Source organism: Pistricoccus aurantiacus, assembly GCF_007954585.1.
Lineage (GTDB): Bacteria > Pseudomonadota > Gammaproteobacteria > Pseudomonadales > Halomonadaceae > Pistricoccus > Pistricoccus aurantiacus.
In genome coordinates this window covers 1,285,417-1,311,594 of the sequence record NZ_CP042382.1, presented here as the reverse complement: position 1 = coordinate 1,311,594, position 26,178 = coordinate 1,285,417, and the positions used below count along the sequence as shown (strand labels likewise).

Sequence of the window (26,178 nt, the reverse complement as noted above, 5' to 3'; positions counted from 1 at the left end):
CATCCCTGAGGATCTCATTTGCCAGGCGCGGCACCCGGTTTTCCCGCTCGAGCGCCTTCTCCATTTTCGCGTTTGCGTCGCCAGCTCAGCACCGAGACCGTCAGCGCGGGCAGGAACGTCAGCGTGACCGTGGCCGCGCCCAGCAGGCCGAACAGCACGATGGCCCCCACCCCCCGATACAGCTCCGTGCCTTCGCCGGGCAGGAACACCAGCGGCGACAGGCCGCAGATGGTGGTCAATGTGGTCATGGCAATGGGTCTCAGGCGGGTGGCCACCGCACCGATTACCGCATCCACCACTGAGGCGCCTTGGGTACGCAGATTCTGGCGGGCCTGTTCCACCACCAGGATCGGGTTGTTCACCACGGTGCCCATCAGAATCAGAAAACCCAGCATGGTGATCATGTCAAAGGGCTGACTGAGGGGGCGTAGGCCAATCATCGGCAAGAGCCCGCCGACCAGATTCATCAGCGCCAGGCCGACAATACCCCCGGCAATGCCCAGCGGAATCGCGGTCAGTATCAGCAGGGGAAAGCCCCAGTGGGAAAAGATGGCCACCAGCAGCAGATAAACAATCACCAGCGCGATCAAGAAATTACCGCTGAGCGCATCGCGGGTGGCGTTGAGCTGGTCGCTGGCGCCGGAGATGTCGATGGCCACATCCGTGGGCACCTCGCCGCTGTCACGCATGGCGGCCAGCAGTTCCGTGTTGACCCGCTCGACGCCGGCCTCGAGCGGCACATCGTCCGGTGGAATCACGTTAAGCGTCACGGTTCTGCGGCCGTCAAGGCGGCGCACGACGCTGGTATCGACGGTTTCCTCGATCGCGGCCAGGCTGGAAAGCGGCAGCGTCGCGCCTTGCGGTGTATGCACCATGGCGTCCGGCAACACCTGCAGGCCCGGATTCGGACCTTTGCTGCCGTACAGATAGATATCGATTTTCTCGTCGTCGAGGAAGAAGTCGTCCACGTAGGCGCCTTCCGTCAGCGACGCCACGGTAAAGCCGATCGCTTCGGTATCCAGCCCCAGCTCGGCGGCGCGGTCCCAGTCCGGGCGCACCTGGATCAGCGGCTGCGCCAGGGACAGGGTGGCCGGTTGCGTCTGGATGCGCGGGTTGTCGAATACCGCCTGGGCCCGCTGGTAGACGCGGTTGGCGACGCGATAGATGGACACCAGATCAGGCCCGGATATGTCCAGGTTGATGCTGCGGGTACCGCCATCGTTGCTGGAGATGATCGAGCCTTTGGCGGTAAAGGCGCGCATGCCGGGGAACTGCTCGTAAAGCTCGGTGAGTTCTGTCATCAACGCTTCGATATGGTCGGGATCGCGGGTTTGCGCGATGATCCGCATGTCCGTGGGATTGACCTGCGTGTACATGAAGGCCAGCGGCGGAATTGATGTCTCCCCCGCTTCAAAGGGCGCCGGATCGGCGTTTACCTGAGGCAGCAGCTGCGCTTCCACCTGCTGGGCGATGCGATCCATTTCCTCGAGGTTGTAGCCGGGCGGTGCGTTCATGGAGGCAAAGGTCTTGGGCTCCTCCCCCTCGGGCAGGTATTCCGCCGGCGGGGTCAGCACCAGGATGATCAGGGCACTCGCGGCGACGGTGCCCAGGATCACCATAGAGCGCCGCAGCGGGCCGGCCACCAGCCAGCGCACCGCCGATACCATGGCACTGGCCCAGCCCCCGGCAGAGACATTGCCGTATTCATCCGTAGCGGATTGACCATTGCCGAAGTCCAGCCGCGCACTCAGGGTGGGAATGAGGGTGACCGCTACCAGCATCGAGGCGAAGATGGCGGAAGAGATGGCGATGGCCACATCCGAATACAGTTGGCCGGCCTCTTCTTCGATGAACAGGATGGGCAGGAACACCAGCATGGTGGTCATGGTGGAGGCGAGCACCGCCGGCCAGACCTCCTGAACCCCTTTCAGCGCGGACTCGAACCGGTCCAGACCTAGTCGCCGGTGCCGCTCGATGTTTTCCAGCACGACGATACTGTTATCGACGGTCATGCCGAGCGCGAACGCGATCCCCGCCAGGGAAATCACGTTGATGGTACGACCGGTGAGCATTAGGCCCATGAAGGCGGCGATGGCGCACAGCGGCACACCGACCACGCCGGTGAACGTCGCGCGACCGGAACGCAGGAACAGATACATCACCAGGGTGACAAAGGCGGCGCCGATCCCCAGGTTGGTCCAGACGTTGGCCACCGAGGCCTCCACGTAGCGCACATCATCGTTGGTGAGGGTAAGCCGCATCCCTTCCGGTTCCAGCACCTCTTCATTGATGCGTTTCACTTCGTCCAGCATGGCGCGCTTGATATCGATCACATTCGAGCCGGCTTCCCGGCGCACCCGCATCATCAGCACGCGCTGGCCGTTGACGTAGGACAGCTCGCGCATGCGGGACTGCCCTTGGCGCACCGCGGCCACTTCCAATAATCTCACCACGCTGTCGCCGCTTCGGGAAACCACCAGCTGGCGCAGTTCGTCCAGATCACGAAACCGGCCTTCGGTTCGCAGCAGATAGCGACGCTTGCCGGCGTCCACCTCACCGCCGGAGACGTCCTGATTGCGGCGGGTGATGGCGTCACGCAGATCGAGCAGGCTCAGGCCGCGCTGGGCCAGTTTCGCTTCATCCACGATGATCTGCATCTGCCGGTCGGCGCCACCGCCCACCGTCACCTCCGAGACACCGGCCACGCTCTCCATCCGGGGCCTGACGCGATCCTCCACGAAGTCGCGCATCAGATCGATATTCAGCTCGTCCGGATTATCCGGCAGGGTGGTGATGCGAAAACCCATGAAGGCGTTGGAAGAAAAAGAGGCGGCCACGATGCGCGGCTCATCGACATTGTTCGGATAGCTGGGCACCTGGCTGAGGGCGTTGTTCACCTGGATCAGGGTTTCGGTGATATCGACACCGAAGGGAAACTCCAGCTCGATTTCGGCAACGCCGCTGGTCGCCGTCGAGGTCAGCTCGCTGAGGTTGGGCACGTTGCGCAGAAAGCGCTCCTGCTCGATCAGTATTTCCTTCTCGATGTCCTGGGGGGTGGCGCCGGCCCAGGTGGTTTCCACCGTGACCGTACGGGTTTCCAGATCCGGGATCATCTGAATGGGAATGCGAAGTGCCGCGGCCGCTCCAAGAATCGTGAGGATCAGGGTGACCACCGTCACCAAAGTGCCGTGTCGAATGATCCCGGCAAACATCAGCGCGCGCTCCGCTGCGCCAGGGTGACTCGGGCGCCTTCCTGCAGGGATTCATTGCCCCGCACCACCACCTGCTCGGTGCCGTCGAGTCCGCTCAGAATCTCCACGCGATCGCCAAAACCGGCGCCGATTTCTACCCGCTTTTCCCGAACCTCATACTCCTTTTCCCGAACTTCATGATCCGAGTCGCTGACCGGCTCGGCGATCCACACCGTCACGCGGCCCTCGGGATAGCGGTTGATCGCATCCCGTGAGATCGTCAGCCCCTGCTCGCCGGTGGATACCTGCAGCGTGGCCTCGACCGCCATTCCGGGCAAAACCTGCAGCGCTTCGCCACCGGTTGCTCGCAGCAGGAAGGTTCTGGCCTGAGGATCGTTGACCGGTACCAGGGACTCGATGGTCAAGGGGATTGGTTTTGCATCAGAACCGACGATCGTCGCCAGCAGCCGGGCATTGTCGTCAATGCGCTGGTAGTAACTCTGGGGTACGCGAAAGTCCAGCCGCAGGTTCGTGGTATCCACCAGGGTCAGCAGCGCGTCTCCGGGGGTCACCCATTCGCCAAGATCCGCCGACCGGCTGCTGACCACCCCGTCATAAGGGGCTCTAATGCTGTGGCGCTCATGCAGAACCTGACGTCGGGCCACCTCGGCTTTCAGTCGGGCCAGGGTGGCCTCAGTCGCCGCTACCTCGCTTTCCCGGGCGCTCACTTCCGTGGCGGCGATATTGCGGCCCGCCCCCACGGATCTAGCCTCCGCGAAGCGCCGGCGCGCTTCATCCAGCCGTGCCTGGGCTTCCGCGGATTCCGCACGAGCGCTTTCTAGCTCAAACGTCGCTTCTTTCTCGTCCAGGCCGATCAGCAGGTCGCCGGCGGCCACGCGATCCCCCGCCTCCACCTGGACGCTATCCACAAGGCCGGCCACCGCCGCGGACAACTGGGACGTGCGCAGCGCGTTGACGGTGCCGTTGAGGCTTACTTCGCTGATGATGTCCGATCGGGTTACCTTCTCAAGCGCAACACCCGGGCGATCCTGAGCCTGCGCCTGCAGCACCGAAACGCACCACAGCAGTGTCAGCCACCAGAATGGACGGACAATGAGCCTGAAGCCCATGCCCCGAGCGGGTAACAAACCGAGGGTGATTTTCATGGGTTGGCACCTCCAGCTTCGGGTTTCGCAGGCCGTCGCCGGGGCGTTCGATTCGACGCGAGATAGTGGCGCACCTCCGGTGAAGCGTCGCCGGTGTGGTAGCGCTCCCCGGACAAGGCGTGGATCGCCCAGTCGCGCGGCTGATGACCTGGTTCATGCGAAGTCATATCGAGTACCGACTGACCGCTCACGAGACCGGCCTTGTCCAGGGCGGCTGTGCGCGTGATAGATAGTGGCTGGCCATTGCCACTGTCCCCGTCAATAGCAGCGCCAGCGCAAGGGCTGCACTGACGGCAACATGCAGGGTGAGCAGGCCGCCGACGAATGCGCCCACGAACATGGCGAGCACCGCCACGATGCGGCGACCGGGAAAAGCTTTCAAACCAACACCGGCAGCTGCATCCGCGGCCAACCTGGTGAGGGTCAGCGTCAACACCGTGATCTTCAGTTCCGGCACCCCCAGAGTGCGGGCCATGGCATTCTTGAACCCCATGGCCAGCGAGAGCAGCACAATTAGAACGTAGTGCACCGATTCAACCGAGGGCGCTAGCAACGCAGCTAACAACGCCACGGCAATCAGGCCGGCTTCGACGCTGGTCACGAATGCAACCAGGCGGCCCCGGTTGTCGACAAACCGGCAAAACAATCGTCCGGCGACCGCCGCACCGATCAGAAATGTCCCGATCGATGTCAACGACGACGGCACCGACAAACTGACCTCACCGGCCAGGCCGAAGCCAAGAAAGACGACGTTGCCTGTCATGTTGGCGACGAAGACACGCCCGAGGCTCAGAAAGCTGATGGCATCGACGATGCCGGTAACCACGGTGAGCAGCAACAGAATCGGGGGCAATGGCCCATGGCGATACCCCTGACGAGGCACTATGGTGCGACCGGCATCGGCAAGAAAGCCACGTATGGGACTGGGATTTGACGATCTACTGCTCATCGTAGCCACTGAAGCGCTTGACCGGCGACCAGTCCGGGCTCACATCGGGCAGCGGCGGCGCCAAGTCCGCGTAGGCGTCGGCGCCGTAGACGATGGTGCCGTCAACCACGGTGAGTACCGATTCGATGTCCTTGATCTTTTCACCCGGCACCGTGAAGTAATCGTCACTCAATACCGCCAGATCCGCATACTGGCCGGGTTCGATGCGGCCCTTGACGTCCTGCTCACCGGAGAACCAGGCGCTGCCTTCGGTATGCAGGCGCAGGGCCTGGGCGCGGGAGAGCTGGTTTTCAGGCGGATAAATTCGGTTGCCGCCCACGGTGTTGCCGGTCACGGCCCAGTACAGGGTCACCCAAGGGTTGTAGGTGGCGACGCGGGTGGCGTCGCTGCCCAGCCCGACCGGAATATCGCTCTCGGCCAGCTTGCGCAGCGGCGGCGCGGTCGCGGCCGCTTCCTTGCCATACCGTTCTTCGAACAGCTCACCGGCGTAGGCCATCCGACTCTGCACGGCGATGCCGCAACCCAATGCCTTGACGCGCTCGATGTTTTGATCGCTGATGGTCTCGACATGGTCAATGATGCAGCGCAGATCATTGAATGAGTGCTCGGCGTCTACCTTTTCCCAGATGTCGAGAATCTTGCTGACAGTCTGGTCATAGGTAGCGTGGATGCGGATCGGCCAGCCGCGCTCGGCGAGAAATCGCGTGACTTCATAGAGTTCTTGGCGCATGTAGGGCTTCTCCAGCGCCTCCGGACGTGGGGCGGTGAAGTTCTCGAAGTCACCCGCGTTCCAGGTCAAGAATTCGCCGCCCCCTTCGAGCACGTAGCCGTTCGCCGTGTCCGCCACATTTTGTTCGCGGTCGAAATTGCGTGCCCAATAGCGAAAGGCGCCGAGCTCCTTTTCCGGCGTCTGCGGAAACAGATAATATGAAACCCGCAGTGGCATCTCACCCTGTTCGGCCATCTGGCGTGTGCCGCTGTAATCCATGGGGAACGTATGCCCGCCGCCGCCGGCATCGATCACGCTGGTCAGGCCGAAACGGTTGAGCTCGCGGTAAAACTGTCTGGTTGAATTGAGTTGATTTTCTTCCGACAGGCCCGGCAGCTGGCCGATCGTCTGGTAGAGAATGGTGGGGTTGGGCTCGGCCCAGAGAATGGCGCCGCCATCGTCGGTGAGTTCGTAGCGGCCACCTGTCGGTGCAGGGGTATTTTCCGTGATACCGAGCTTGTCGACAGCCGCCTTGTTCAAGAAGCCGCGGCTGTAGAGAAACAGCACGAAAACCGGCGTATCCGGTGCCGCCTTCGTGAGTTCGGCTGGCGTCGGCATGCGGTCCTCATCGAACTGATACGGCGACCAGCCGCCGATCACCCGAACCCATTGATCCTCTGGGGTGCGCGCCGCCTGTTCGCTGATCATGTTCAGCGCGCTGTCGAGGCTATCGACGCCATCCCAGCGCAGTTCCAGGTTATAGAAGCGGCCACCGCGTACCGCATGTGTATGCGAGTCATTCAAGCCCGGAATGACGGTGCGACCGTCCAGATCGATCTCGCGTGCAGATTCCGAGGCCTTGTTGAGCAGGGTCTTATCGTCGCCGACTGCCGCGATCTTGCCATCTTGGACCATGACCGCCTGCGCGAAGCGATAGTCGCCGTTGTCACCGGAGATCGCAATCTTGCCATTATGTAGAATCAGCGCGCCATCCTGGTCGGCGTTCGATGTGTCCTGCGCCCCTGTAGCGGCACTGGTGGCAAGACACAGCGCCCCCAAGATCATCGGAAGTCGTGTTGTCATGGTCGTGCTCCTCAAGAGATTTTCGGGGCATACGATCTTTTGCGAACTGGGATTCACCGTAGCCCATAGGACTTGCACCCATCAGGGTGGCCGTCTTTCAAGGGCGAATAATGCCCGGTATGTCACCCAAGCCACGCGTTTCCATTACATGCGACTCGGGGGCATAGCGGACGAGAAGGACGATGCAACTATGTGGTTAGCCGTTCTCGGCGGCGGTCCGGCTCTGGATCAGATTGGCGTAGGCCGGCAGATGATTGGCCAGAATGGCGCCGAAGCCTTCGATATCGTTGCGCCAGTCGCGGTGCAGTTCGCAGCCAACCGCAAACCAGTTCATCAACTGCACGCCGGCCTGGGACATTCGATTCCAGGCCGCATCACGCACGGCGGGATTGAAGGTGCCGGAGGCGTCGGTGATCGCGAACACCTCGTAGCCTTCTTCCAGGGCCGACAGCGCCGGGAAAGCAACACACACATCGGTGACGACGCCGGCGATGAGCAGTTGCTTCTTGCCCGTATCCTTGACCGCCTGGACGAACTCTTCGTTGTCCCAGGCGTTGATCTGGCCGGGCCGTGCGATCAAGGGCGCGTCGGGAAAGGTCTCTTTGAGCTCAGGCACGATCGGCCCGTTGGGACCGTCTGCGAAACTGGTGGTCAGGATGGTAGGCAGGTTGAAGAACTTGGCGATATCGGCAACCGCCAGGACATTGTTCTTGAATTCATCCATGTTGTAGTCGCGTACCAGCGATAGCAGGCCGGCCTGATGGTCGACCAGCAACACGGCCACATTGTCTTTGTCGAGTCGGTTATAGGTAAAAGACATCAAACATCTCCTGGGTTTCTGGTTGGGTGATGCACCATTACGGAAGATAGTCCGCCGAGGAATACCGTGCGTCTTACATTTCCTCGTTCACTAATAGCGATATCGTGCATCGCATCTAAATTGAGCACAATAAGCCGCTCACGTGACATACTGTCATCAGTATCACGACAATAGGAGGTTGGGAGTGGATCGCTTTGCAGGTATCCGCGCATTTACGCGGGTTGTGGAGGCCGGCGGTTTTGCCGCCGCAGCCCGAGAGATGAACCTGTCCCGGTCGGTGGTCAACAAGGCGGTCATCAATCTCGAGCAGGAACTCGGTATCCAGCTGCTGCGGCGCAGCACGCGGCAGGTCACGCCGACGGATACCGGAATGGCGTTTTACGATCGTTGCCGGCAAATCCTGGGCGATCTGGACGACGCGGTTTCATCCGTCACGTCGTTACAGGGCGAGCCAACCGGCAATTTGCGCGTCAACGCACCCATGTCATTCGGCACCCACCATTTATCCCGGGTAATGGCCGAATACATGGCCCTATACCCCAAGGTTCATGTGGAGTTGGTGCTCAATGACCGCGTTGTCGATCCGATCGAAGAAGGCTTCGATGTCACGTTACGGATTGGAACCCCGCAGGTCACGACCAGTCTCGTGACCCGGGAACTGGTGGTCGCCCGGCGCGTGCTATGCGCATCGCCGGACTACCTGCAACGCTGGGGGGAACCATCGAAACCCGCCGAACTCAACGCGCACCGCTGTTTGCACTATGGTTACCTAAGTTCTGGCAGCAAGTGGCGTTTGCGGGGGCCGGAGGGCGAGCAAAGCTATACAATCAATTGTGTCATGTGGGCAAATAACGCCGAGCCTCTGCGTGATGCCGCGATAAATCATCAAGGCATCGCCATGCTGCCGACCTTTATTGCCGGTGAGGCTCTGCAAAGCGGACAACTGCGCACGCTTCTTGACGACCATCCGCCATCCGACATCACGCTGAGTGCGCTTTACCCCCGACACCGGCATCTGTCGACCAAGGTTCGGCTACTGATTGATTTACTATCCGAGCGTTTCAAGGCCCACCCCTATTGGGATTGGGTGCAATGAGTCAGTCACAATGGCCTGCGCGGTAGCAACGATACATGATGATTTCCTCTGCTAAACGCTGACAACTAGGACTAGTGCAGCACCGGCCGGGCATTAATCGGCTGCACCGGACGATTGTTGGGATAGGGCATGGCCTGTGATAGCGCCTCGATCTGCTCGGGAGACGCCGTCAGCGGCTCCTTCATCACATACCAGCGCACACCTTCGGTGCAGGGCGGCGTGGTCAAGGAGCCGTTGAAGCGGTAATAAGCGCGGCTCTCCGGCAGCAGTTCGCTGGCATCCAGAGGTTCCGCCAACAGTTGGGGCATGCCGACCTCCTCGGGCAGATCGGCGATCAGCTGTGCCAGGGCAGGATTCGCTTCTCCGTCTTCGAACATCACCCCGATCACCGCAAGATTGCCTTGGTCATTCGCGTGCACCAGGTGTGCCTCCAAAGGATAGGACTGGCCTTCGATCAGGTTTTCACTGGGCGAGTGAAAGTGATACTGCTTCAGGGCGAAGCTGTTATCTCCCAGGCTGATCTGGCTGCCCGGCGCAACCTCCACCTTGAGGGTATGGCCGTTGTTGACGATACGTTCCGCGTTGCGACCGTAGTCGATCTGCAGGGGCGACACCTCCGCCTCGATGGGGCCACGAATGTCGATCGGCGACTGGTTTACCCCTTCCGCGCACATGACGAACTCTTCACTTAGCTCGCCCCAATTCTCGGGGCCCTCGTCCCCGCTGTATGTCCACTGGGTATCTGCCATGGCCTGAGCAGTACCCAGCACAAGGATCCATCCTGCCACTAGCGTCATCTGCTTCATGATATTGCTCCCTTCTCAAGATCAGAAAATTGCTGACAAAAGGCGATTTCCTTCTATGCTGAAAGTCTGAAACAAAAACTATTCCCACTTTGCAACGAAAGAGAGAACAAGGATGCTCAAGCCACTGACCTCGCTTGCCACTACAGCGCTCGCTCTAAGCCTTGCGCTGCCCCTGCAAGCTGCACCCCAGGACACGCAAACCCTCAAGCGCGATCAGCTCCAGCAGCTGTTGAAGGCTCACGAGAACAACGTACCCGAGAACTTTGACGACTTCTTGACCCAGGTCAAACAAGAAACCGAGAATGAATCGCTGCAATCCGCCATCGATCGCTATCTACAGGACGAGACGCTGGAAGGGGCGGACTTCGTCAACGTCTACCGTCTGCTGGGACTCTATACTCGGCTGCACTATGGTGATGAGGTGGTGGATCTGCTTGGCGAGATGGTGGCCATCCAGACCAGCAAGGAAGGCGACCGACCGCAGCATGAAAATCCGGGTATCCAGGAATTCGGCGAGCTGATCAAGGAAAAGGCGGAGGCCTTCGGCCTGGACTACCGCAACGTGGACAATCGTGTCTTCGAGGTGGAACTGCCGGGTAGCTCCGATGAGGCCTTCGGTATCCTGACCCACGGCGACACCGTACCCGCCCAGGAAAGCTGGGAACTCGACGATGGCACCACCCTCGACCCGCTCGAAATCACCCTGATCGACGGCAAGCTCTACGGGCGCGGCACCGAGGACGACAAGGCCTCCATCGCCGCCGCCCTCTACGCCATGAAGGCGATTCAGGAAAACGACGTGCCGCTCAAGCGCACCATCCGCCTGATGATCGAGACCACCGAGGAAACCGGCGGCGAGGGGTTCGAGTACTACAAGCAGGACAACGAACTGGCCGCCTACAATATCGTGCTGGACAGCGGCTATCCGGCGGTGATCGCGGAAAACGGCTTCGGCACCATTGATGCCTATTTTCCGATCCAGGAGGCCAATGGCGATGGCCCATTCATCAGCGACCTGACCGGCAGCCTGGCCACCAACCAGATTCCCGCCACCGCTTCCGCCACCATCGAAGGCGGCGATTCCCAGGCGTTGAGCGAGAAACTCGCTGCCCAGGGCGAGGAATACGTCAGCGCCAACGGCGGCGATTTCCAGGTGATGACCGACGTGCAGGACGACGCGGTGAAGGTCACGGTCAAGGGCGCGTCCGCCCACTCCTCGAAGCCGGACGACGGCATCAACCCGGTACCCCGGCTGGCCGGCCTGCTGGTCCAGTCGGATATCGACTTCCAGCCGAATCAATACACCGCCGCCATCCACTATATCGACGACAACTACGGATTGGATTATCACGGCAAGAAACTCGGCGTCGAATACAGCCACGATTTCATGGGGCCGCTGCTGATTTCCCCCACCTACCTGGAGCGCCAGGACGACCGGCTGCGAGTCGCGGTCAACGTGCGCGCGCCCAAGGGCGAGAAGTCGCCGGAGGAATTGGCCGACACCATTGAGCAGAAGCTGGTGAGCTATGCAGAGCAGCAGGACGTGGACATGCAGGTGGAAGTGGAAATCGGCGACTGGATGCTGCGCGACCCGCAAGGCGCCTGGCTGCAGACCCTGCTGAACATCTTCGGCGACACCACCGGTCAAGAGGCGGAGCCGATCTCTTCCGCGGGAAGCACTACTGCCAAGCTGCTGCCCAACGCCATCAACTTCGGCCCTTCCATGCCCGATGAGGAATACACTGGCCATACGGATCGGGAATTCAAGAAACGGGACAACCTGATGCTGGATATCCAGATGTTCACGGAAATGTTTGCCCGCATCGGCAACCAGGAACGGCTGGATTAAAACCAGAGGGGGTTAAAGTGAAAAGGCCCGCCCCGAACATCCAAGTGGGGCGGGCACAAAAAATCCTATTGCCTCGACTGGTCCTGCAAATCGACGAAGCTGATCGTTACATCGCCACCTCGGCGGGCTTCACAAGCCGCTCGTAAGCACTGTAGGGAAGCTGCATGACCTCGGTATGGCTACCGGCATTAAAGGCGATGGTTTCGGCCTGGGTTAGATGGGGCGAGACGAACACCTCCATGTCGAACAGATTACCGAACGGCGGCATCGCCCCGACCTCACAGTCGGGAAAGCGGTTTTTGAAATCCTCCTCTTTGGCCAGCTCGACGGATCGGGCACCGACGGAACGGGCCAGTTGCTGCAGGTCGATTCGATCGGTCGCCGGCAGGACCACCAAGGCAAGCCGACCGTCGATGTCGACCATCACGCTTTTGGCGAAGTGGCGGCCGGAAACGTGCACCGCCTCGGCGATCTCCTGAGCGGTATAGGCCTGCGAATGCTGCAGGAGGATATACTTGACGCTGTGCTCATCTAGATAGCGCGTCACCCGTTCCAGGGACATGGGAGCCACCTCTCGTGTATCGCTCAAGAACCTTGCCTACCGATAAGCTTAGGCCAATGGAGAATGACTCACCACTTCATTCGACGACACTCATTTCTCTCATACACTATTTTTCGTGCGAAGCTATGGCTGAAAGACATCAACGTTTCAGGCGCTGGCTTATAAAGTCCTCGAGCCTGCTGTCCATGGCGTCCATGGATTCTTCCTTGGCGAACTCCGGCGAGTGAATCATCTCCAGAAAGGCGGCGATATTGCCCTGAGTCTGTTGCATCGCTATGCCTTGGGGAATGTCCCATTTCTCGCCGAACACCCGCACCGCCGCGTAGATGACTCCAGCGAGCCAAGGTTCGGTGTCGTCGCAACGCATGGCCTGATAGAACATGCGATGTACCTCCCGAGAGGGCCGCTTGCGATCCTCCTCGGCGATATCGTGCACTACGCTGGCGCGGCGAAAACTGCCCGTGTAGGGCGAGCCGATCACCGGTCCCCACAAGAAGACGGGAATGCTCGCGCCATTCACCGTGCGCCCTTTGGGCGCCAGCCACTCCCGCCCCTGCGGATCCCGATAGATAAAATCCGCCTCCAGCCGCATCAAGCGATCCCGAGACTCCCGCTCCACCAGCCAGGTGGTGATCACATCGCCGACAAACTCGCCGTAGCTCATCGCTGCGCTCGCTTTTTTTGCCTCCTTTCTCGAAGAATAGATCAGTTTTCTTTCTTCTATCGTCACTGTCATGCTTACGAGGACAAGAAATGACCGGGGCTTACATGACCGGCCTGGGGGTCGGTTTCAGTCTGATTCTCGCCATCGGCTCGCAGAATGCGTTCGTGCTGCGTCAGGGACTGCGCAGCGAGCACGTCTTTGGCGTATGCCTGACCTGTGCGTTTTCCGATGCGGTGCTGATCCTTCTCGGTGTGATCGGGTTTCAGCAGATCGTCGATCAGGCTGCCTGGCTGGAGCCGGTATTCCTCTATTTGGGTGCCGGCTTTCTGTTTGTCTACGGGGCGCGCAGCCTGTGGAACGCGCTGCGCTCCAGCGAGGCGCTGGCTCCCGCTAGCGGGAAAACCGCCAGCCTCATGGCGACCCTCGGGGTATGCCTGGCGCTAACCTGGCTCAACCCGCATGTCTATCTCGATACGGTGTTGCTTCTGGGGGCGGTGTCCACCCGCTTTCCGGGCAATGAACTAGTGTTCGCCGCCGGCGCGGTGACGGCTTCCTTTGTGTTCTTTTTCTCCCTGGGCTATGGCGCGACGCTGCTCAGGCCATTATTTGCTCAGGCCAAGGCCTGGCGCGCTCTGGATGTCTTCGTCGCCCTCGTCATGTGGGCCATCGCGGGAAAGCTGCTGCTTGGCGCCTGAGAGCTCGCCGCGGCCGAGCCGGTTCTATATTTTCCCTCGGCACCCTGGGTAAAATTGCCTTTCGACGATCATCCAACAGGACAGCGACATGGGCAGGGCTTTTCAGAATCGCAAGGAATCCATGGCCAAGACCTCGGACGCCAAGGCCAAGGTATACAGCAAGTACGGGCGGGAAATTTACGTCTGCGCCAAGTCCGGCGGCGTCGATCCCGCGGGCAATCTGGCCCTGCGCAGCATGATCGACCGAGCCAAGAAGGATCAGGTGCCCAGCCACGTGATCGACAAGGCGCTGGACAAGGCCAAGGGTGCCGGCGGCGAGGACTATTCTCCGGCTCGCTACGAAGGCTTCGGCCCGGGCAACTGCATGGTGATTGTCGAGTGTCTGACGGATAACCCCAACCGCACCTTCGGCGACGTGCGCGCCTGCTTCACCAAGACCAAGGGCAAGATCGGCACCCAGGGCAGCGTCAGCCACATGTTCGATCACAACGCGGTGCTTGCCTTTCCCGGCGAAGACGAGGAGGCGGTACTGGAAACCTTGATGGAAGCGGAAGTGGACGTCGCCGATATCGAAAACGAAGACGGCCATATCACGGCCTACGTGCCGCCCACAGAGCATCACAAGGCCAAGCAGGCGTTGCTAGACGCCTTCGGCGAGCTGGATTTCGAGATCGACGAAGTGCAGTTTCTGCCCCAGATCACGACACCGGTGGACGGCGACGACGTGGCGCAGTTCGAGAAGCTTCTGGACATGCTCAACGATCTGGACGACGTGCAGAATGTCTACCACAACGCGGACGTCTGAACGAGAAACGCCGAGATGATCTCGGCGTTTGGTCGTTAATACTCGATGCGGGCCATCAACTTTCGATGTTCTGGTTGATGGGCGCATTGGCGATCTTGCTGCGCCGCTCGCGGTAAGTCTCGAGTGCCTGTTGACCCGATACCGAATCGGCGAAGGACCACAAGCCGCTTTGTGCGCCTTCCATGACGATGGTGTAGACCGCCAGCTCGATGGCTTCGCGAATCGCAAGCTGCGGCGGATCGTTGCGGGTGAAACCGGCTTCCAGCTCGAGCAGCTCGTCGGAAGCGATGTACTTGAATACGGAGCCCTGCAATTTCAGCGAGTAGATTTTCTTGGTGGTGGTAACGCTTTTCATGATCCGGCCTGTCGTGACGCTGACAAAGCGCAGGTTCACGGTCACCAGGTCGGTACGGTATTCGGTGCTGGCGCCAATTCCCAGGTAGCGCGCCCCGGCGCCCCCGGTGGTCAGGTTCGTTTCGTAGCCGATAACCCCGCCTTCGATGATCACACCGGCAAAGGTCAGCGCCGGCAGTAGATCCGCCCTTCCCCCGTTAAACTGCTGCCGCGTGGACTGAATGATCTGACGCTCCCGCAACAGGTTCGGCAGTCCGCGCCGCTCGACCACGTTGAACCATTCGCCGTTACCGACCCGGCTCAGCACATCCACCAGGATGGCATCCGCGCCCTGGGTCACCGCCCGGGAGTATTCCGGAAAGCTATCGTTGGGCTTGTGCTGACCGGTGAGATCGGGAAACTCATAGATGGCGATATCGATCTTGCGCTCCGCCGGCGGCAGACTTTGCAAGAAAGACGTCGCGTGAGTCTTTCTGATATAGCCTGCCGGCGAGGCGAAGGGATCGTTGATCGACCCGGTCGCGCACCCGCCGAGAGCAAGAAGGGACACGAGCAGCAAAGCTCTTATGGATGTATTAAACATGAAAGGTTCCCTGCGTGTTGCCTGAATACGCGCGTTCAGTTTTTCGTTGGAATGGGGATATCGAGCACGTTGGTATTGATACCGTCGGCGATGGTGATCTTGACGCGACCGTTGATGGTCTTGTAGGACACCATGGCGCCATCGAGGGCGAAACTCCCCGAGGGGGGCGCTCCATCCGTGAAGATAGCTCTATTAAGCTGGGTCGCAGCACCGCTGATCACCGTGCCACTAAGGCTTTCTGCAAACTGATCCGCTAGCGTGGGCTCCTCGAACAGGGAATCGAATTCCGAGCCGTCGTCCACATGCTTGTTCTGAATCTCCGCCGTCTGCAGCAGGTGCGCGCTATAAAAAGGATCACCCCCAAAAGAAGGGTTGATGGGTTGATACACCAGGTCGCCGGCGCTCGCGAGGCCACAGAAGGCACTCGAGAAAAAAACGCTGGAGAACAGCACACCGATCGTTCGAGTCGTGTTACGCATTTATCTTTGCCCCTTGCTATTCAATAAGCTACTCAATAAATTATCGCCGCTATGGCAAGGTCTTGGTTACTCGCCCCTTGGGAGTCTCCAGGATAAGCTGCGTTTCCTGCTTGGTACCCGTGAGCTGTAATGGTGAGCTATCAGGATTCGTCCCACGGCCGCGCTGGATATGCACAATGCGCTTGTTGGCGCCCAAAATACCTACCTCAGAATCCAGGTTGGCACCTTTCTGATCTACCAGTACGGCGTTTCCTGTACCTACCACCGAAACAGAAGAGTCCAGCGCAACGCCTCGCTGGCGCTGCAGCGTTGCGTTGTTGCTACCTTGTATGCTGACGATGGCGCGATTGCGCGTGCCGCGCTGAACAATTTCCGACGAGCTTTTTCCCGCACCCGGCAGGCTTGGCAATGCATCGTTCAGGCGCGCCGTATCGATATTATTGATCACGCCCTGCCCGGGAGAAGAGAAATTGGCTATTTGCCGAGCCTGATCCACGGGAACCCGCCTTTCCTCGCCGATCTGACGTACGAAGGCGGAGTCGTCGGCTGCAAGACTCAAGGGAGAGCCCAGGATAAGCACCGCCAGGCCGAGAGCGGACTGAAGAGGTTTTGCGATTGTCTTGATCATTTTTCATCCCCTTTACATAGGGCTGACAATCTCGTCAGCTTCACAAGTGGCTCCGGTCAAGCGCTCAGACACCTGCAGGTGAAACTCGACCCAACCCGTCGGTGCCATCTTGATCGTCATGCGTGATGTTTCCTGGGGTTCGCCCGGCTGCAGATTGTGCGAACCGGACTGCTCCAGGGTGCCGGAATTCGTGGCATCAATTTTCAAGGCGCGTAACTGATAGTCCGCCCGGGTGGGCTTGGACGCTTGGATCAAGCCTGAGGCGATCACATAATCGCCTTCACGCTTGACGATGACTTGACAGCCAAGCTGAGTAAAGGTGTCTTGCGCCGTTGCCGCGGAAATGGCGACAAGCCATATCACCAAACCAGCAGTCCAGCTTTTAAGCTTGCGGTTTATTAGCATAAAGGCACCTTGAATCAACCAACTGGCCGGGCCGCGATAGTGAAAGCGGACCCGGCCTCGATAAAACCACTACCTATCGAATCGTCGTTTCTTACCTACTCACCATGGTAGCGCCTTTCAAGAAAAGCTAAGCGATGAGTAGGCAAGAAATTCCACGCTTTTTTGAATCTTAGTTTGACTGACGGATAGCAGCAGTGTTGTGGGCACCTTTTTGATAAGCATCCAGGCTATCGTGGTTACCACTTTGCTTATAAGACAGGCTGTTTCCAAAGCCTTTTTGCAGGCTGTAGGCATGGTTGCTGGAACCGATCTGAATACCTACCGTGTGGTTGTCATAGCCAACCTGATTCACCTCGATATAGTTAGATGAACCGGTTTGAGCTAGTTCAGCCTCGTTGAAACCACCCTTCTGATAGGAATCCACCTCGTTGATCGCACCGCTTTGCTTGCTGGTAAGGCTGTTGGCGATACCGAACTGTTCGTTGAATGCAGCGTTCGTGTTGCCTTTTTGAGTTAGGCTAGCTTTGTTCTTGATACCCTCTTGCAGAGAGTTAAGAGTATTCGCGCTGCCTTGCTGGCTGGATGCGAAATCGTTTCCGAAACCGATTTGATCCATATAAACTTCGTTCTTGTCTGCGAATACAGAAGTAGACATCAGCGCAGACACACCAGCGATAACAAGTAGCTTTTTCATTTTAATGTTCCCTTATTGCGTCTTAATTGAAACTGAAATTATGAATCAACACACTCGGAGTGAGTGCCCGCAGAGCAATTTGTAAACTTATAAATCAAAATGCTCTTGTTGTGTAATATGAGGTAACGAGATAAATTCGTCAATTTTAAAGCCGCTCATTTATTTAATGATGTTATTGTTTATTTAAACAATTACATTTTTAGAAAACGGCTTATATATTTAAATTAACGTTAAGTAAAAAATTGATACATACGGAAAATCGACGGCGCCAAAGCACCGCCGCACCGGGAAAGGCTGTCAATACGAGGGGTCGATCAGTCTCCTGCCAGCGGCTTTCAAGACACCGTATGAATCCACTGCCCTGGCAGACGGCTTCGATTGTGTTCTCGCTAAAGAGCAAGAACTGGTCCCTTGGGCACGATTCGGTTGGGGTTGATGGTGGGATGGCTGCAGTAGTAGTGGCGCTTGATATGTTTGAAGCTAACGGTCTCCTCTTCGATCAACAGACCCTTGACGGTCTCCTTGGTTGGCTATCGTTCCAGCATGAACCAGCCGACTCGATTGTCCCGTGTCGGTGGACGGCTGATTCGGCGTTCAGGCCGGAATATTGATACGCTAGCAGAGGCAGGCTTGAAACGCCGTTCACGTTCGACAAGGAGGAGGCAACTGATGCTGACAGAGACGGATATGCAGCACCTGCGCCGCTGTGTGGAGCTGGCCAAGGAAGCGTTCGAGGCGGGCGATGAGCCCTTCGGCAGCGTGCTTGCGGATGGGGATGGCAAGGCACTTTTCGAGGATCGCAACCGCATCGCCAGCGGAGACGCCACCCGCCATCCGGAATTTTCGCTGGCCCGCTGGGCCGCGGAACACATGACGCCGGAATCGCGCGCCAAGACAACGGTCTATACTTCCGGCGAGCACTGCCCCATGTGCGCCGCCGCCCACGGCTGGGTAGGGCTTGGACGCATCGTCTACGTCAGCTCTTCCGAACAGTTGACGCTCTGGCTTGGCGAATTGGGCGCCGCGCCACCGCCGGTACGCCCGCTACCTATCCAGACCATCGCCCCGGATATTCCCGTGGAAGGGCCGATCGCCGGTTTGGATGAAGAGATCAAACACCTTCACCAGCAGTTGCACGCTGGCCGATAAACGCTTGCTCCTGGTCTGCCCCGGTGATTGAACGGCTTGGATGTGTAGAAAGGTGTAGGCTTGTAGTTTGCACTTACCCGACAGCATGGAAGAAACGATGAGCAGCAAGATCAAGGTAGCCTCCCCTCTGGTAATTCTGCACGGCGACGAGATGGCCCAGGTCGCCTTCGAGCGAATCCTCGATACCTTCGTCACCTCCCGCCTGGATCTGGATATGGTGGAGATCGACCTCTCCGCGGAGCATCGCGTGAGCACCAATGGCCAGGCGGTGATGGATGCCATCGAGGCGCTCAATACGTATAAGGTGGGCATCAAGAATGCCGGCATGACCGTCAATCGTGCCCAGCTCGAGGAACTGCTGGCCAAGCACCCGGAAATCGATGGTGATACGCTGCATCCGCTGGCTACCAAGTCTCCCAACGGCGCCATTCGCAAGGGCATCGGCGGCAATATCACCCGGGAAGATATCCAGTTTCGCAACCTGCAGTTCGACAAGCCGCATTGGATCGGTCGCGATATCGAGGTCGATACCATGGAACACGGCGGTATCAAGGACAGCTTCAACGAGCTTTCCAAGGGCACCGGCGTGGTCAAGCTGATGTTCGTCGGCGCCAGCGGCGACCCGGTGGAACTGCACCGCCGCGAGGTCAACAAGGGCGATCCCTGGCTGCTGGCCACCAACGACCTGGACGACGTCAAGGCCTGGGCGCACCGCTTCTTCCAGCGGGCCATCGATGAGAAACGCGATATCTATCTGGGACTCAAGGATACCGTCATCGCCGGCTATGACGGCGTGATGCGCGCCGCCATCGAGGCGATCTATCAGCAGGATTACAAGCAGCAGGTCGAGGCGCTGGGGCTCGACTATCACTACGAGCTGATCGATGCCCAGGCGGCGCGTATCGTCGCCAATCCTCCGGAGCGAGCGCTTTGGGGCGTGCCGGACAACACCACCGGGCGCAAGCTCTACAAGCTGGTGGAACAGCTCAAGCAGCACGGCATCCCCGAACGCGAGGCACAGGTCTCGATTTCCCGCATGAGTGCCGGCGGTGGTGATCAGTACGGCAGCTATAACGCCCCCGCCAGGGAAGACGGCATTCTCAAGGTGATCGTCGATGGCGAGGAGAAGCACGCTCGGCGCGTCAAGCAGGGCGACCCCATCCTGCTGATGTCCAACGATCGTCAGGCGATCAAGGACTGGGTGCTGCAGGTATTCCGCGACGCCTCCCGCAAGCAGAAGGAGGTCTACTTCGGTCTCAAGCGCGAATACATGGACTACGACGATGTGTTCAGCACCATCATCACCGACGTGCGCTACGAGCTGGCCCAGGCGGATACTGCGCCACCCTCCTTCATGATCATGCGGCCCTCCAGCCAGTTGATCAAGATGATCACCGATCCGCCGCGCAATGCCCTCTACCCGGCCCAGAACCTGGACGGCGACATCTTCTCGGATATTTCCGCCGCTCTCGGCGGCAGCCTGGCCACCGCAAGCTCGATCATCGAAAGCAAGAGTGGCACCATGCTCTTCGAGGCGCCCCACGGCACCGCCCACGACCTGTACCTCAAGTACCAGGAAAGCGACGGGCAAGACGCCCATTTCAACTCCTCGGCACTGCTGTTCGCCGTAGCCAACGCCCTGGAAACCCTGGGCGAACGCGAAGGCAATCAGGCACTGATCGACTATGCTAAATCTCTCAAGAAAGCACTGATCGATACCGTCGCGGATGGCATCATCACCGGCGATCTCAAAGGCAAGACCGCCGACCCGGGCGCGGAAACCTTGGTGGATATGCAAGGCTTTCTCGACGCGGTGGCGGAACGTCTGCCAGCCTGAATCAAAAACCGAGAACCAGGAATCAAGCTGGTCAACAAGAAAATGCAGCCGCCTCCCCTGGCGTAAGGAAACAGATCAATGAAAGTATTGGCTATCAGCGGCAGTCTCAGGAAAGGCTCCTACAACACCCGCCTGCTCGAGGCGGCGGAGGAAGTGATTGGCGACCGAGCCGACATCGAAAGCTTCGATATCGGCAACCTGCCCCACTACCACGGCGATCGGGACGGCGAGACAAAGCCGCAGGCGGTGCAGGAACTGCTGGACGCCATTGCAAGTGCGGACGGCCTGCTGATCGCCACCCCGGAATACAACTACAGCCTGCCCGGCGTGCTCAAGAACGCCATCGACTGGGCCTCCCGCCCCGCCTATAAATCGGTGCTGAAAGGCAAACCGACCGCCATTCTCAGCGCCTCCATAAGCGCCACCGGCGGCGTCCGAGCGCAGGTGCACCTACGCGATATCCTCGCCGGCACCTTGACCCCGGTACTACACGCCCCGGACTTCCTGGTGCCTACCGCTCAGGATAAATTCGACGAAACCGGCAAGCTCACCGACGAAGCGACGCAAAAGCTGTTGCAGCGACGTATGAATGATTTTCTAGAGTGGATCGCAAAAAGTAAGAGCTGAATCGAAAAAACTAGCTATCCCACCCGGCGGTGCTTCCCCAAAGGCATCGCCTTTCTTTTGCCCGCCCCATAAACCACTGAAAAGCCCAGCCCGATGCAAGAGGTAGCTTCCTGCAGGCGTAAAGATGAGCTTCACCGCCACAGAACGTAATCAATTGTGTAAATTTAATTACAAAAGTAATACTACTGGACTATGCTGTGTATATCCCCTGAATAGCCACTACACCATGCCGGAAGGTAGCAGTAACTTTTTGGAATCCGGTAATTAGCCAATGGCTTATATCCATTATCGGTTGGGTAAAAAAGGATAAGAAGCTGACAAGCGAGGCTGTGGATATGCAAAGTCTACCAAACTCCGAGAACGTGGTTATCCATACAGTATCATTGATGCTGGCAAAACGCGCCGGCACGCGAATTTTGGATATACCGCCAACCAGAATTATATTACTTCAAAATTAATAAGGTGTATCGCCAGACGGCAAGACCCTGTGTGTCAACCTGAATCCATACACCGGCTCAGTGAGTTAAGCTCAATATCAGAGCCCGAGGTTCAGGAGCCCGTATCATGCCTAAACCGCCAACCGCGCTGCCCGATCATCAGGTCACGCCGAACCCCAAGCTGGAGAAGCGCACGCGTCGTCAGTTCTCGACCGAGTACAAGCTGCGCATCCTGGCAGAAGCCGATGCCTGTCGGCATGGCGAACTTGGAGAGCTGCTGCGCCGCGAAAAGCTGTACAGCAGCCAGCTGACCACCTGGCGCAAGGAGCTTGCCGAGAACGGCGTGGAGAAGCTCCACAAGACCGCCCCAGGCCCGAACCCGAGCAAGACCCCGGAGCAGAAGCGTATCGAGGCACTGGAGCGTGAGAACGCCCATCTTCAGCAGAAGCTCTCGACCGCCGAAGATTGCCTATCGCTCCAAAAAAAAGCGTTATCGATGCTCGATCGCATGAACAATGGGAGCGAACCATGATCACGGTGCTCGAAGAGCGCCCGGCGCAGCTTCCATTGGCCATGGCCAGTCGAGCCTTGGGCATCAACCGCAGCACGGTGTACGCCTGGCGAAAACGCCGCCATGAGCCTTCTACTGGGGCCTCCACCTCGCGCCGGCACTGTCCGCAGCCCAGAGCCCTGTCGGCCGAGGAGCGAGCGCAAATGCTGGAGATCGCGCATAGCGAGCCCTACCGGGATCAGCCGGTGTATGAGATCTACCACGACCTGCTGCAGCAAGGGATCTATCTCGGCTCGCTCAGCACCTGGTACCGGCAGCTGCGTGAGGCCAAGGAGAGCGGTGACCGCCGTCCTCAGCGTGCGCCCCAACACCATGCGGTGCCACGCATCACGGCAAGGGCCGCCAATGAGGCGTGGACGTGGGACATCAGCAAATTGCCCACGCGGCGACGCGGCGTCTACCTCAATCTCTACGTGGTGCTGGACCTTTACAGCCGCTTCATCGTGGCCTGGATGGTCTCTCACAAGGAGAATGCCGCCTTGGCTCAGCAGCTCTTCCAGGAGGCCGTAGATCGCTACGGAATCCCGCATGGAGCGCTGACGCTCCACCAGGATCGAGGCTCGCCGATGATCGCCCGGAGCTACCTGGACCTCATGGGAGAGCTGGGGGTGACGTGCAGCCATAGCCGCCCGAGGGTGAGTAATGACAACCCGTTCAGCGAAAGCCAGTTCAAGACCAGCAAGTACCAGCCCGACTATCCCGGGCGCTTCGAGAGCATCGTCCATGCCCGGCAGTGGTATAGCGCCTACGTCGACTGGTACAACCTGCAGCACCATCACAGCGGGCTGGCTGGCTTCACGCCGGAGCAGGTCTTCACCGGCCGATATCGCGAGATAGCGAAGGTCCGCCAGCGAGCGCTCGATGACAGCTTCGAGGCGCACCCCGAGCGGTTCCTACGCGGACGCCCCAAGGTGGTGATGCCTCCGGCCAGTGTCTCGATCAATCCGGTACAGCCCGATGACGACGACCCAGCGCCCTACAGTGTGGTGAACTTCCCGACGCTATCGGCGGCGGGCAACACCGAGACGAAATCGACACTAATTTTTAACGATCTGTCCGAATCAGGTTGACAGGTTCCGAAGACAAGAAACCCAATAAATGCGCCGTCACGTTTATTCAATATATCTGGTGGCTACCTAATCACTGTTAGCTCATTAAGACATGGCGGCCTCAAGTTCCAAGCGCAACACTATTGAAGGGTGTTCGGCCCAGCCACGGACTTCTTGAGCACATCGGCATAAACCTCCAATGGCGTTCTCCAGTCCAGTGTTTTTCTCGGCCGCGTATTCAGTGAGTCGGCGATCACGTCAAGCTCTTCCTGGCTGTAGACCGACAAGTCCGTGCCCTTCGGCAAATACTGCCGCAACAGACCATTGGTGTTTTCATTCGAGCCTCGCTGCCAGGGGCTGTGGGGATCCGCAAAGTAGATCGCTGTGCCAGTCTTCTGAGTAATCTCGGCATGCTTCGTCATTTCTCTGCCCTGATCGTAGGTCATGGACAGGCGCAGCGAGCGCGGCACCTCGTTGAGCTTGTCACTGAATCCGATAGCCGCCGCGGTAGCCGTGGTACCGTCCAGCTTCGCCAGGATCACCAGGCGGGTGGTGCGCTCGACCAGCGTGCCGACAGCAGAGCGGTTGTTGGCGCCCATGATGAGGTCGCCCTCCCAATGCCCTGGCATCAGCCGGTCTTCAACCTCGGGCGGGCGCATGTGGATACTGACCAGATCGGGAATCTGCTGGCGTCGATCCTTGCCCTGGCGTCTCGGCCGACGCTTGCCATTGCCCTGTCTCAAACAGGCAATGAGCTCCTTCTTCAGCGTGCCTCGCGGCATCACGTGAAGCGCGTTGTAGATGGACTCATGGGAGACCTGGCGGTCGGGATGATCAGGAAACATACGCTTCAGTGTGCGGCTTATCTGCTCGGGTGACCAGTATTTACGCAGCAGATAGACCACCAGTTCAAACAGTTCGCCGTCGGGATGCAACTTGGGTAAGCGACGCTGGCGATGACGTGCCAGCCGAGCGCGATAGCCCGCCAGGCTAGCGTCATATCCCTTTACAGGAGTGACGGTATGACGCCTGAATTCCCGTGACACCGTACTGGGTGAGCGCCCCAAGTGACTGGCGATAGCCCGGATCGAGTGAGAGGCTCGCATCATCATGATAGCGGCGCGGTCTTCAGCAGAAAGATGGTGATAGTAGCAAGTCATGGCAACACGATACCTGATGGATCAGGTGTTGCACTTGGTCATTGAGGCCGCCCATCTAGGAGAAGGACTGACCTATGCATAGAATAACCAAGACCCATCTTGAAAGCTTTGTTAATAGTCATGGGTTTGAGCAGTTGGATGAATCTAAACAGTTTGAGTTATTCGTGAATTACTCAGTATTAGCTGGCAGGCTAGTCAATACTTATGAACTTGACGATGTTACTTCTAGCGAGACGGATGATGGAATCGATGGCGTGGCTATCATAATAGATGAAGAGCTGGTTATCTCCTCAGAAGACGCTGAGGCGTGTTTTAGCTCTGGGAGAAAGAACCATGATGTTGAAGTTGTTTTTATTCAGGCCAAAACTAGCGAAGGTTATGATTTAGGCGACTTCCTGAAATTTAAAGAGGCAATTCTTAGATTCACAGCCTCTGACAATTATAAATCGAATGATACAGTGCAAAATAATGCACGTGAAATATTTGACGTTATTTTGAGTAACGTCCCAAAGATAAGAGGCGGTAAGCCGAATCTAACCGCCAGATTCGTCACTACAGGGATATATAGGAAGCCCGAAGCATTAGAAAATGCAAAAAACGATTTCGCGAATCAATTGACCGATCTTGGCTATTTTGGAAATATTGACATTGAGTTCTTTGGGCGTGAAGAGATAACTAACCTTTGGGTTAGTACTTATGAGACCGTCAGCTCGGAACTCGAAATGTTTAGTAATGCCGCACTTCCAAAGATTCATGGGATAGATGAGGCGTACCTTGCAGTTGTCAAGGCTAAGGATCTCGTGGATAGCCTTCTTATAAATGAGGACGGAAACCTTAGAGCGCATGTTTTTCAGGAGAATGTCAGAGCATTTCTGGGCATTGAAAATCCAGTAAATGAATCAATAGCCAGAACTCTCGATGAGATAAACCAATCGACTAGATTTCCTGTTCTAAACAATGGAATTACAATTGTGAGTCCTGACGTGAGAGTCCAAGGAAGCGTTCTTCATCTAGAGAATTTCCAGATTGTAAATGGCTGTCAGACCTCAAATGTGCTGTTTGAGTGCAGGGAGAACCTAAACGATTCAGTGATGGTAAACCTGAAGGTGGTCGAGACCTCGAATGAAGATGTTTTCGCGGACTTAGTCCGGGCGACAAACAGCCAATCAAAAGTTGATGAAACACAATTTTTATCACTTCGCCCGATAGTAAAAAGGGTCGAAGAATACTTCAATTCTTTCGAAGGACAGGACGGGCGGCTGTATTTCGAACGCCGTGATAGGCAATATGTAGGTCGTGATATACCTGCTGTGCGAACTTTCAATGTAAATGTTGCAGCAAAAGCTGTTGCCTCGATGTTCTTTGAGCGCCCCGACCTTGCCTATCGTTATCCAAAGCAAATGTACGAGCAGCTAGGTGATCAGATTTTCTCTGATGATACTAAAGAGTCGGTTTTCTATGCGGCATGTCTTTCTCTCTACCGATTGCATTTGCTAGTGGCTAGCGCAGATATACCTCAAAATATGCGTAAGTATAAGTGGCATATTCTTGTTCTAGTTAGAGCGATCGTTGCAGGAAAAGACGTTCCAAAACTTAATTCCAGAAAGGTGGAAGCATACACAAAGAAGTTAATTTCTGCCTTTTCTAAACGCGGATCATCAGTGCTAGACCCATTTAACGAAGCAATTGGTATTATCCAGTCTTTTGAAAACCTTACAGATGACCGATTGAAACGTCAGGCAGTATTAGAGGAGATGTTGGCGAAGGTGAGCTAACAATAACAGTCACGGCGACGTCTGCTACATTGCGG

24 protein-coding genes are annotated in these 26,178 nt (G+C 57.9%); 10 read left to right on the top strand and 14 right to left on the bottom strand.

The genetic code is table 11. The annotated features are described in order from the left end of the window. Positions 1-14: 14 nt before the first annotated feature. The 5 genes from FGL86_RS06340 to ycaC all read right to left on the bottom strand — a co-directional run bounded on the left by FGL86_RS06340 (position 15) and on the right by ycaC (position 7,918). Positions 15-3,212: an efflux RND transporter permease subunit gene (locus FGL86_RS06340; RefSeq protein ID WP_147183790.1), complete on the bottom strand. Its 3,198-nt coding sequence runs from the start codon at positions 3,210-3,212 to the stop codon at positions 15-17. Next, entirely contained in the window at positions 3,212-4,357 is a 1,146-nt protein-coding gene (locus tag FGL86_RS06335) for an efflux RND transporter periplasmic adaptor subunit (RefSeq protein ID WP_246131746.1), read from the bottom strand. The genes FGL86_RS06340 and FGL86_RS06335 overlap by 1 nt, the downstream gene beginning before the upstream one ends. Before the next feature lie 187 nt (positions 4,358-4,544). After that, positions 4,545-5,195: a YoaK family protein gene (locus FGL86_RS06330; protein ID WP_222433801.1), complete on the bottom strand. Its 651-nt coding sequence runs from the start codon at positions 5,193-5,195 to the stop codon at positions 4,545-4,547. A 100-nt stretch (positions 5,196-5,295) separates the two neighbouring features. Further along, complete coding sequence (locus FGL86_RS06325) at positions 5,296-7,098, bottom strand: amidohydrolase (protein WP_147183788.1); 1,803 nt, start codon at positions 7,096-7,098, stop codon at positions 5,296-5,298. Between the two features lie 196 nt (positions 7,099-7,294). Then, positions 7,295-7,918 carry an isochorismate family cysteine hydrolase YcaC gene (gene ycaC / locus FGL86_RS06320; RefSeq protein WP_147183787.1) on the bottom strand — a complete coding sequence of 208 codons (624 nt, stop codon included), beginning with the start codon at positions 7,916-7,918 and terminating at the stop codon, positions 7,295-7,297. A 184-nt stretch (positions 7,919-8,102) separates the two neighbouring features. On the opposite strand from ycaC, the gene FGL86_RS06315 reads away from it, so the two are divergent. Then, the gene (locus FGL86_RS06315) at positions 8,103-9,014 is read left to right on the top strand and encodes a LysR family transcriptional regulator (protein WP_147183786.1); all 912 of its coding nucleotides are present in this window, start codon (positions 8,103-8,105) and stop codon (positions 9,012-9,014) included. A gap of 71 nt (positions 9,015-9,085) precedes the next feature. Here FGL86_RS06315 and FGL86_RS06310 read toward each other — a convergent pair whose 3' ends face one another. Beyond that, positions 9,086-9,820, bottom strand: a complete 735-nt coding sequence (locus FGL86_RS06310; RefSeq protein ID WP_147183785.1) for a carbonic anhydrase — start codon at positions 9,818-9,820, stop codon at positions 9,086-9,088. 112 nt (positions 9,821-9,932) lie between these two features. Between FGL86_RS06310 and FGL86_RS06305 the strand changes: the two genes are divergently transcribed. Then, positions 9,933-11,669, top strand: coding sequence for a dipeptidase (locus FGL86_RS06305; protein WP_147183784.1), 1,737 nt, complete (start codon positions 9,933-9,935; stop codon positions 11,667-11,669). Between the two features lie 106 nt (positions 11,670-11,775). On the opposite strand, the gene FGL86_RS06300 is transcribed toward FGL86_RS06305, so the two are convergent. Both FGL86_RS06300 and FGL86_RS06295 read right to left on the bottom strand, forming a co-directional pair. Next, entirely contained in the window at positions 11,776-12,231 is a 456-nt protein-coding gene (locus FGL86_RS06300; RefSeq protein ID WP_147183783.1) for an aminoacyl-tRNA deacylase, read from the bottom strand. Between the two features lie 139 nt (positions 12,232-12,370). Then, entirely contained in the window at positions 12,371-12,895 is a 525-nt protein-coding gene (locus FGL86_RS06295; RefSeq protein WP_186764484.1) for a DUF1353 domain-containing protein, read from the bottom strand. Between the two features lie 89 nt (positions 12,896-12,984). Here FGL86_RS06295 and FGL86_RS06290 point away from each other — a divergent pair, with 89 nt between their 5' ends. Both FGL86_RS06290 and FGL86_RS06285 read left to right on the top strand, forming a co-directional pair. Next, on the top strand, positions 12,985-13,590 hold the full coding sequence (locus FGL86_RS06290; protein WP_147183781.1) for a LysE/ArgO family amino acid transporter: 606 nt from the start codon (positions 12,985-12,987) through the stop codon (positions 13,588-13,590). Positions 13,591-13,678: 88 nt separating this feature from the next. Continuing rightward, positions 13,679-14,395, top strand: coding sequence for a YebC/PmpR family DNA-binding transcriptional regulator (locus tag FGL86_RS06285; protein WP_147183780.1), 717 nt, complete (start codon positions 13,679-13,681; stop codon positions 14,393-14,395). A gap of 55 nt (positions 14,396-14,450) precedes the next feature. Here FGL86_RS06285 and FGL86_RS06280 read toward each other — a convergent pair whose 3' ends face one another. The 5 genes from FGL86_RS06280 to FGL86_RS06260 form a co-directional block, all read right to left on the bottom strand. Then, positions 14,451-15,332, bottom strand: coding sequence for a CsgG/HfaB family protein (locus FGL86_RS06280; RefSeq protein WP_147183779.1), 882 nt, complete (start codon positions 15,330-15,332; stop codon positions 14,451-14,453). Between the two features lie 35 nt (positions 15,333-15,367). Then, the gene (locus tag FGL86_RS06275) at positions 15,368-15,811 is read right to left on the bottom strand and encodes a curli assembly protein CsgF (RefSeq protein WP_147183778.1); all 444 of its coding nucleotides are present in this window, start codon (positions 15,809-15,811) and stop codon (positions 15,368-15,370) included. A gap of 49 nt (positions 15,812-15,860) precedes the next feature. Next, on the bottom strand, positions 15,861-16,439 hold the full coding sequence (locus FGL86_RS06270; RefSeq protein ID WP_147183777.1) for a hypothetical protein: 579 nt from the start codon (positions 16,437-16,439) through the stop codon (positions 15,861-15,863). Between the two features lie 12 nt (positions 16,440-16,451). Further along, on the bottom strand, positions 16,452-16,844 hold the full coding sequence (gene csgH / locus FGL86_RS06265; protein WP_147183776.1) for a curli-like amyloid fiber formation chaperone CsgH: 393 nt from the start codon (positions 16,842-16,844) through the stop codon (positions 16,452-16,454). A gap of 169 nt (positions 16,845-17,013) precedes the next feature. Further along, entirely contained in the window at positions 17,014-17,538 is a 525-nt protein-coding gene (locus tag FGL86_RS06260; protein WP_147183775.1) for a hypothetical protein, read from the bottom strand. A 669-nt stretch (positions 17,539-18,207) separates the two neighbouring features. Here FGL86_RS06260 and FGL86_RS06250 point away from each other — a divergent pair. From FGL86_RS06250 to FGL86_RS06230, 5 genes are all read left to right on the top strand, one after another. Next, positions 18,208-18,687, top strand: a complete 480-nt coding sequence (locus FGL86_RS06250; RefSeq protein WP_186764483.1) for a nucleoside deaminase — start codon at positions 18,208-18,210, stop codon at positions 18,685-18,687. A gap of 97 nt (positions 18,688-18,784) precedes the next feature. After that, positions 18,785-20,524: an isocitrate/isopropylmalate family dehydrogenase gene (locus FGL86_RS06245; RefSeq protein ID WP_147183774.1), complete on the top strand. Its 1,740-nt coding sequence runs from the start codon at positions 18,785-18,787 to the stop codon at positions 20,522-20,524. 78 nt (positions 20,525-20,602) lie between these two features. After that, positions 20,603-21,151, top strand: a complete 549-nt coding sequence (locus FGL86_RS06240) for an NADPH-dependent FMN reductase (RefSeq protein ID WP_147183773.1) — start codon at positions 20,603-20,605, stop codon at positions 21,149-21,151. 564 nt (positions 21,152-21,715) lie between these two features. Continuing rightward, entirely contained in the window at positions 21,716-22,120 is a 405-nt protein-coding gene (locus FGL86_RS06235; RefSeq protein WP_147183356.1) for a transposase, read from the top strand. After that, positions 22,117-23,229, top strand: coding sequence for an IS3 family transposase (locus FGL86_RS06230; protein ID WP_147183772.1), 1,113 nt, complete (start codon positions 22,117-22,119; stop codon positions 23,227-23,229). The genes FGL86_RS06235 and FGL86_RS06230 overlap by 4 nt, the downstream gene beginning before the upstream one ends. Positions 23,230-23,348: 119 nt before the next feature. Here the strand turns inward: FGL86_RS06230 and FGL86_RS06225 are convergent, their stop codons facing one another. Beyond that, a complete protein-coding gene (locus tag FGL86_RS06225) occupies positions 23,349-24,368 on the bottom strand; it encodes an IS30 family transposase (RefSeq protein WP_147183025.1) in 1,020 nt (339 codons plus the stop codon). Positions 24,369-24,442: 74 nt separating this feature from the next. Between FGL86_RS06225 and FGL86_RS06220 the strand changes: the two genes are divergently transcribed. After that, a complete protein-coding gene (locus FGL86_RS06220; RefSeq protein ID WP_147183771.1) occupies positions 24,443-26,143 on the top strand; it encodes an AIPR family protein in 1,701 nt (566 codons plus the stop codon). Positions 26,144-26,178 lie beyond the last annotated feature (35 nt).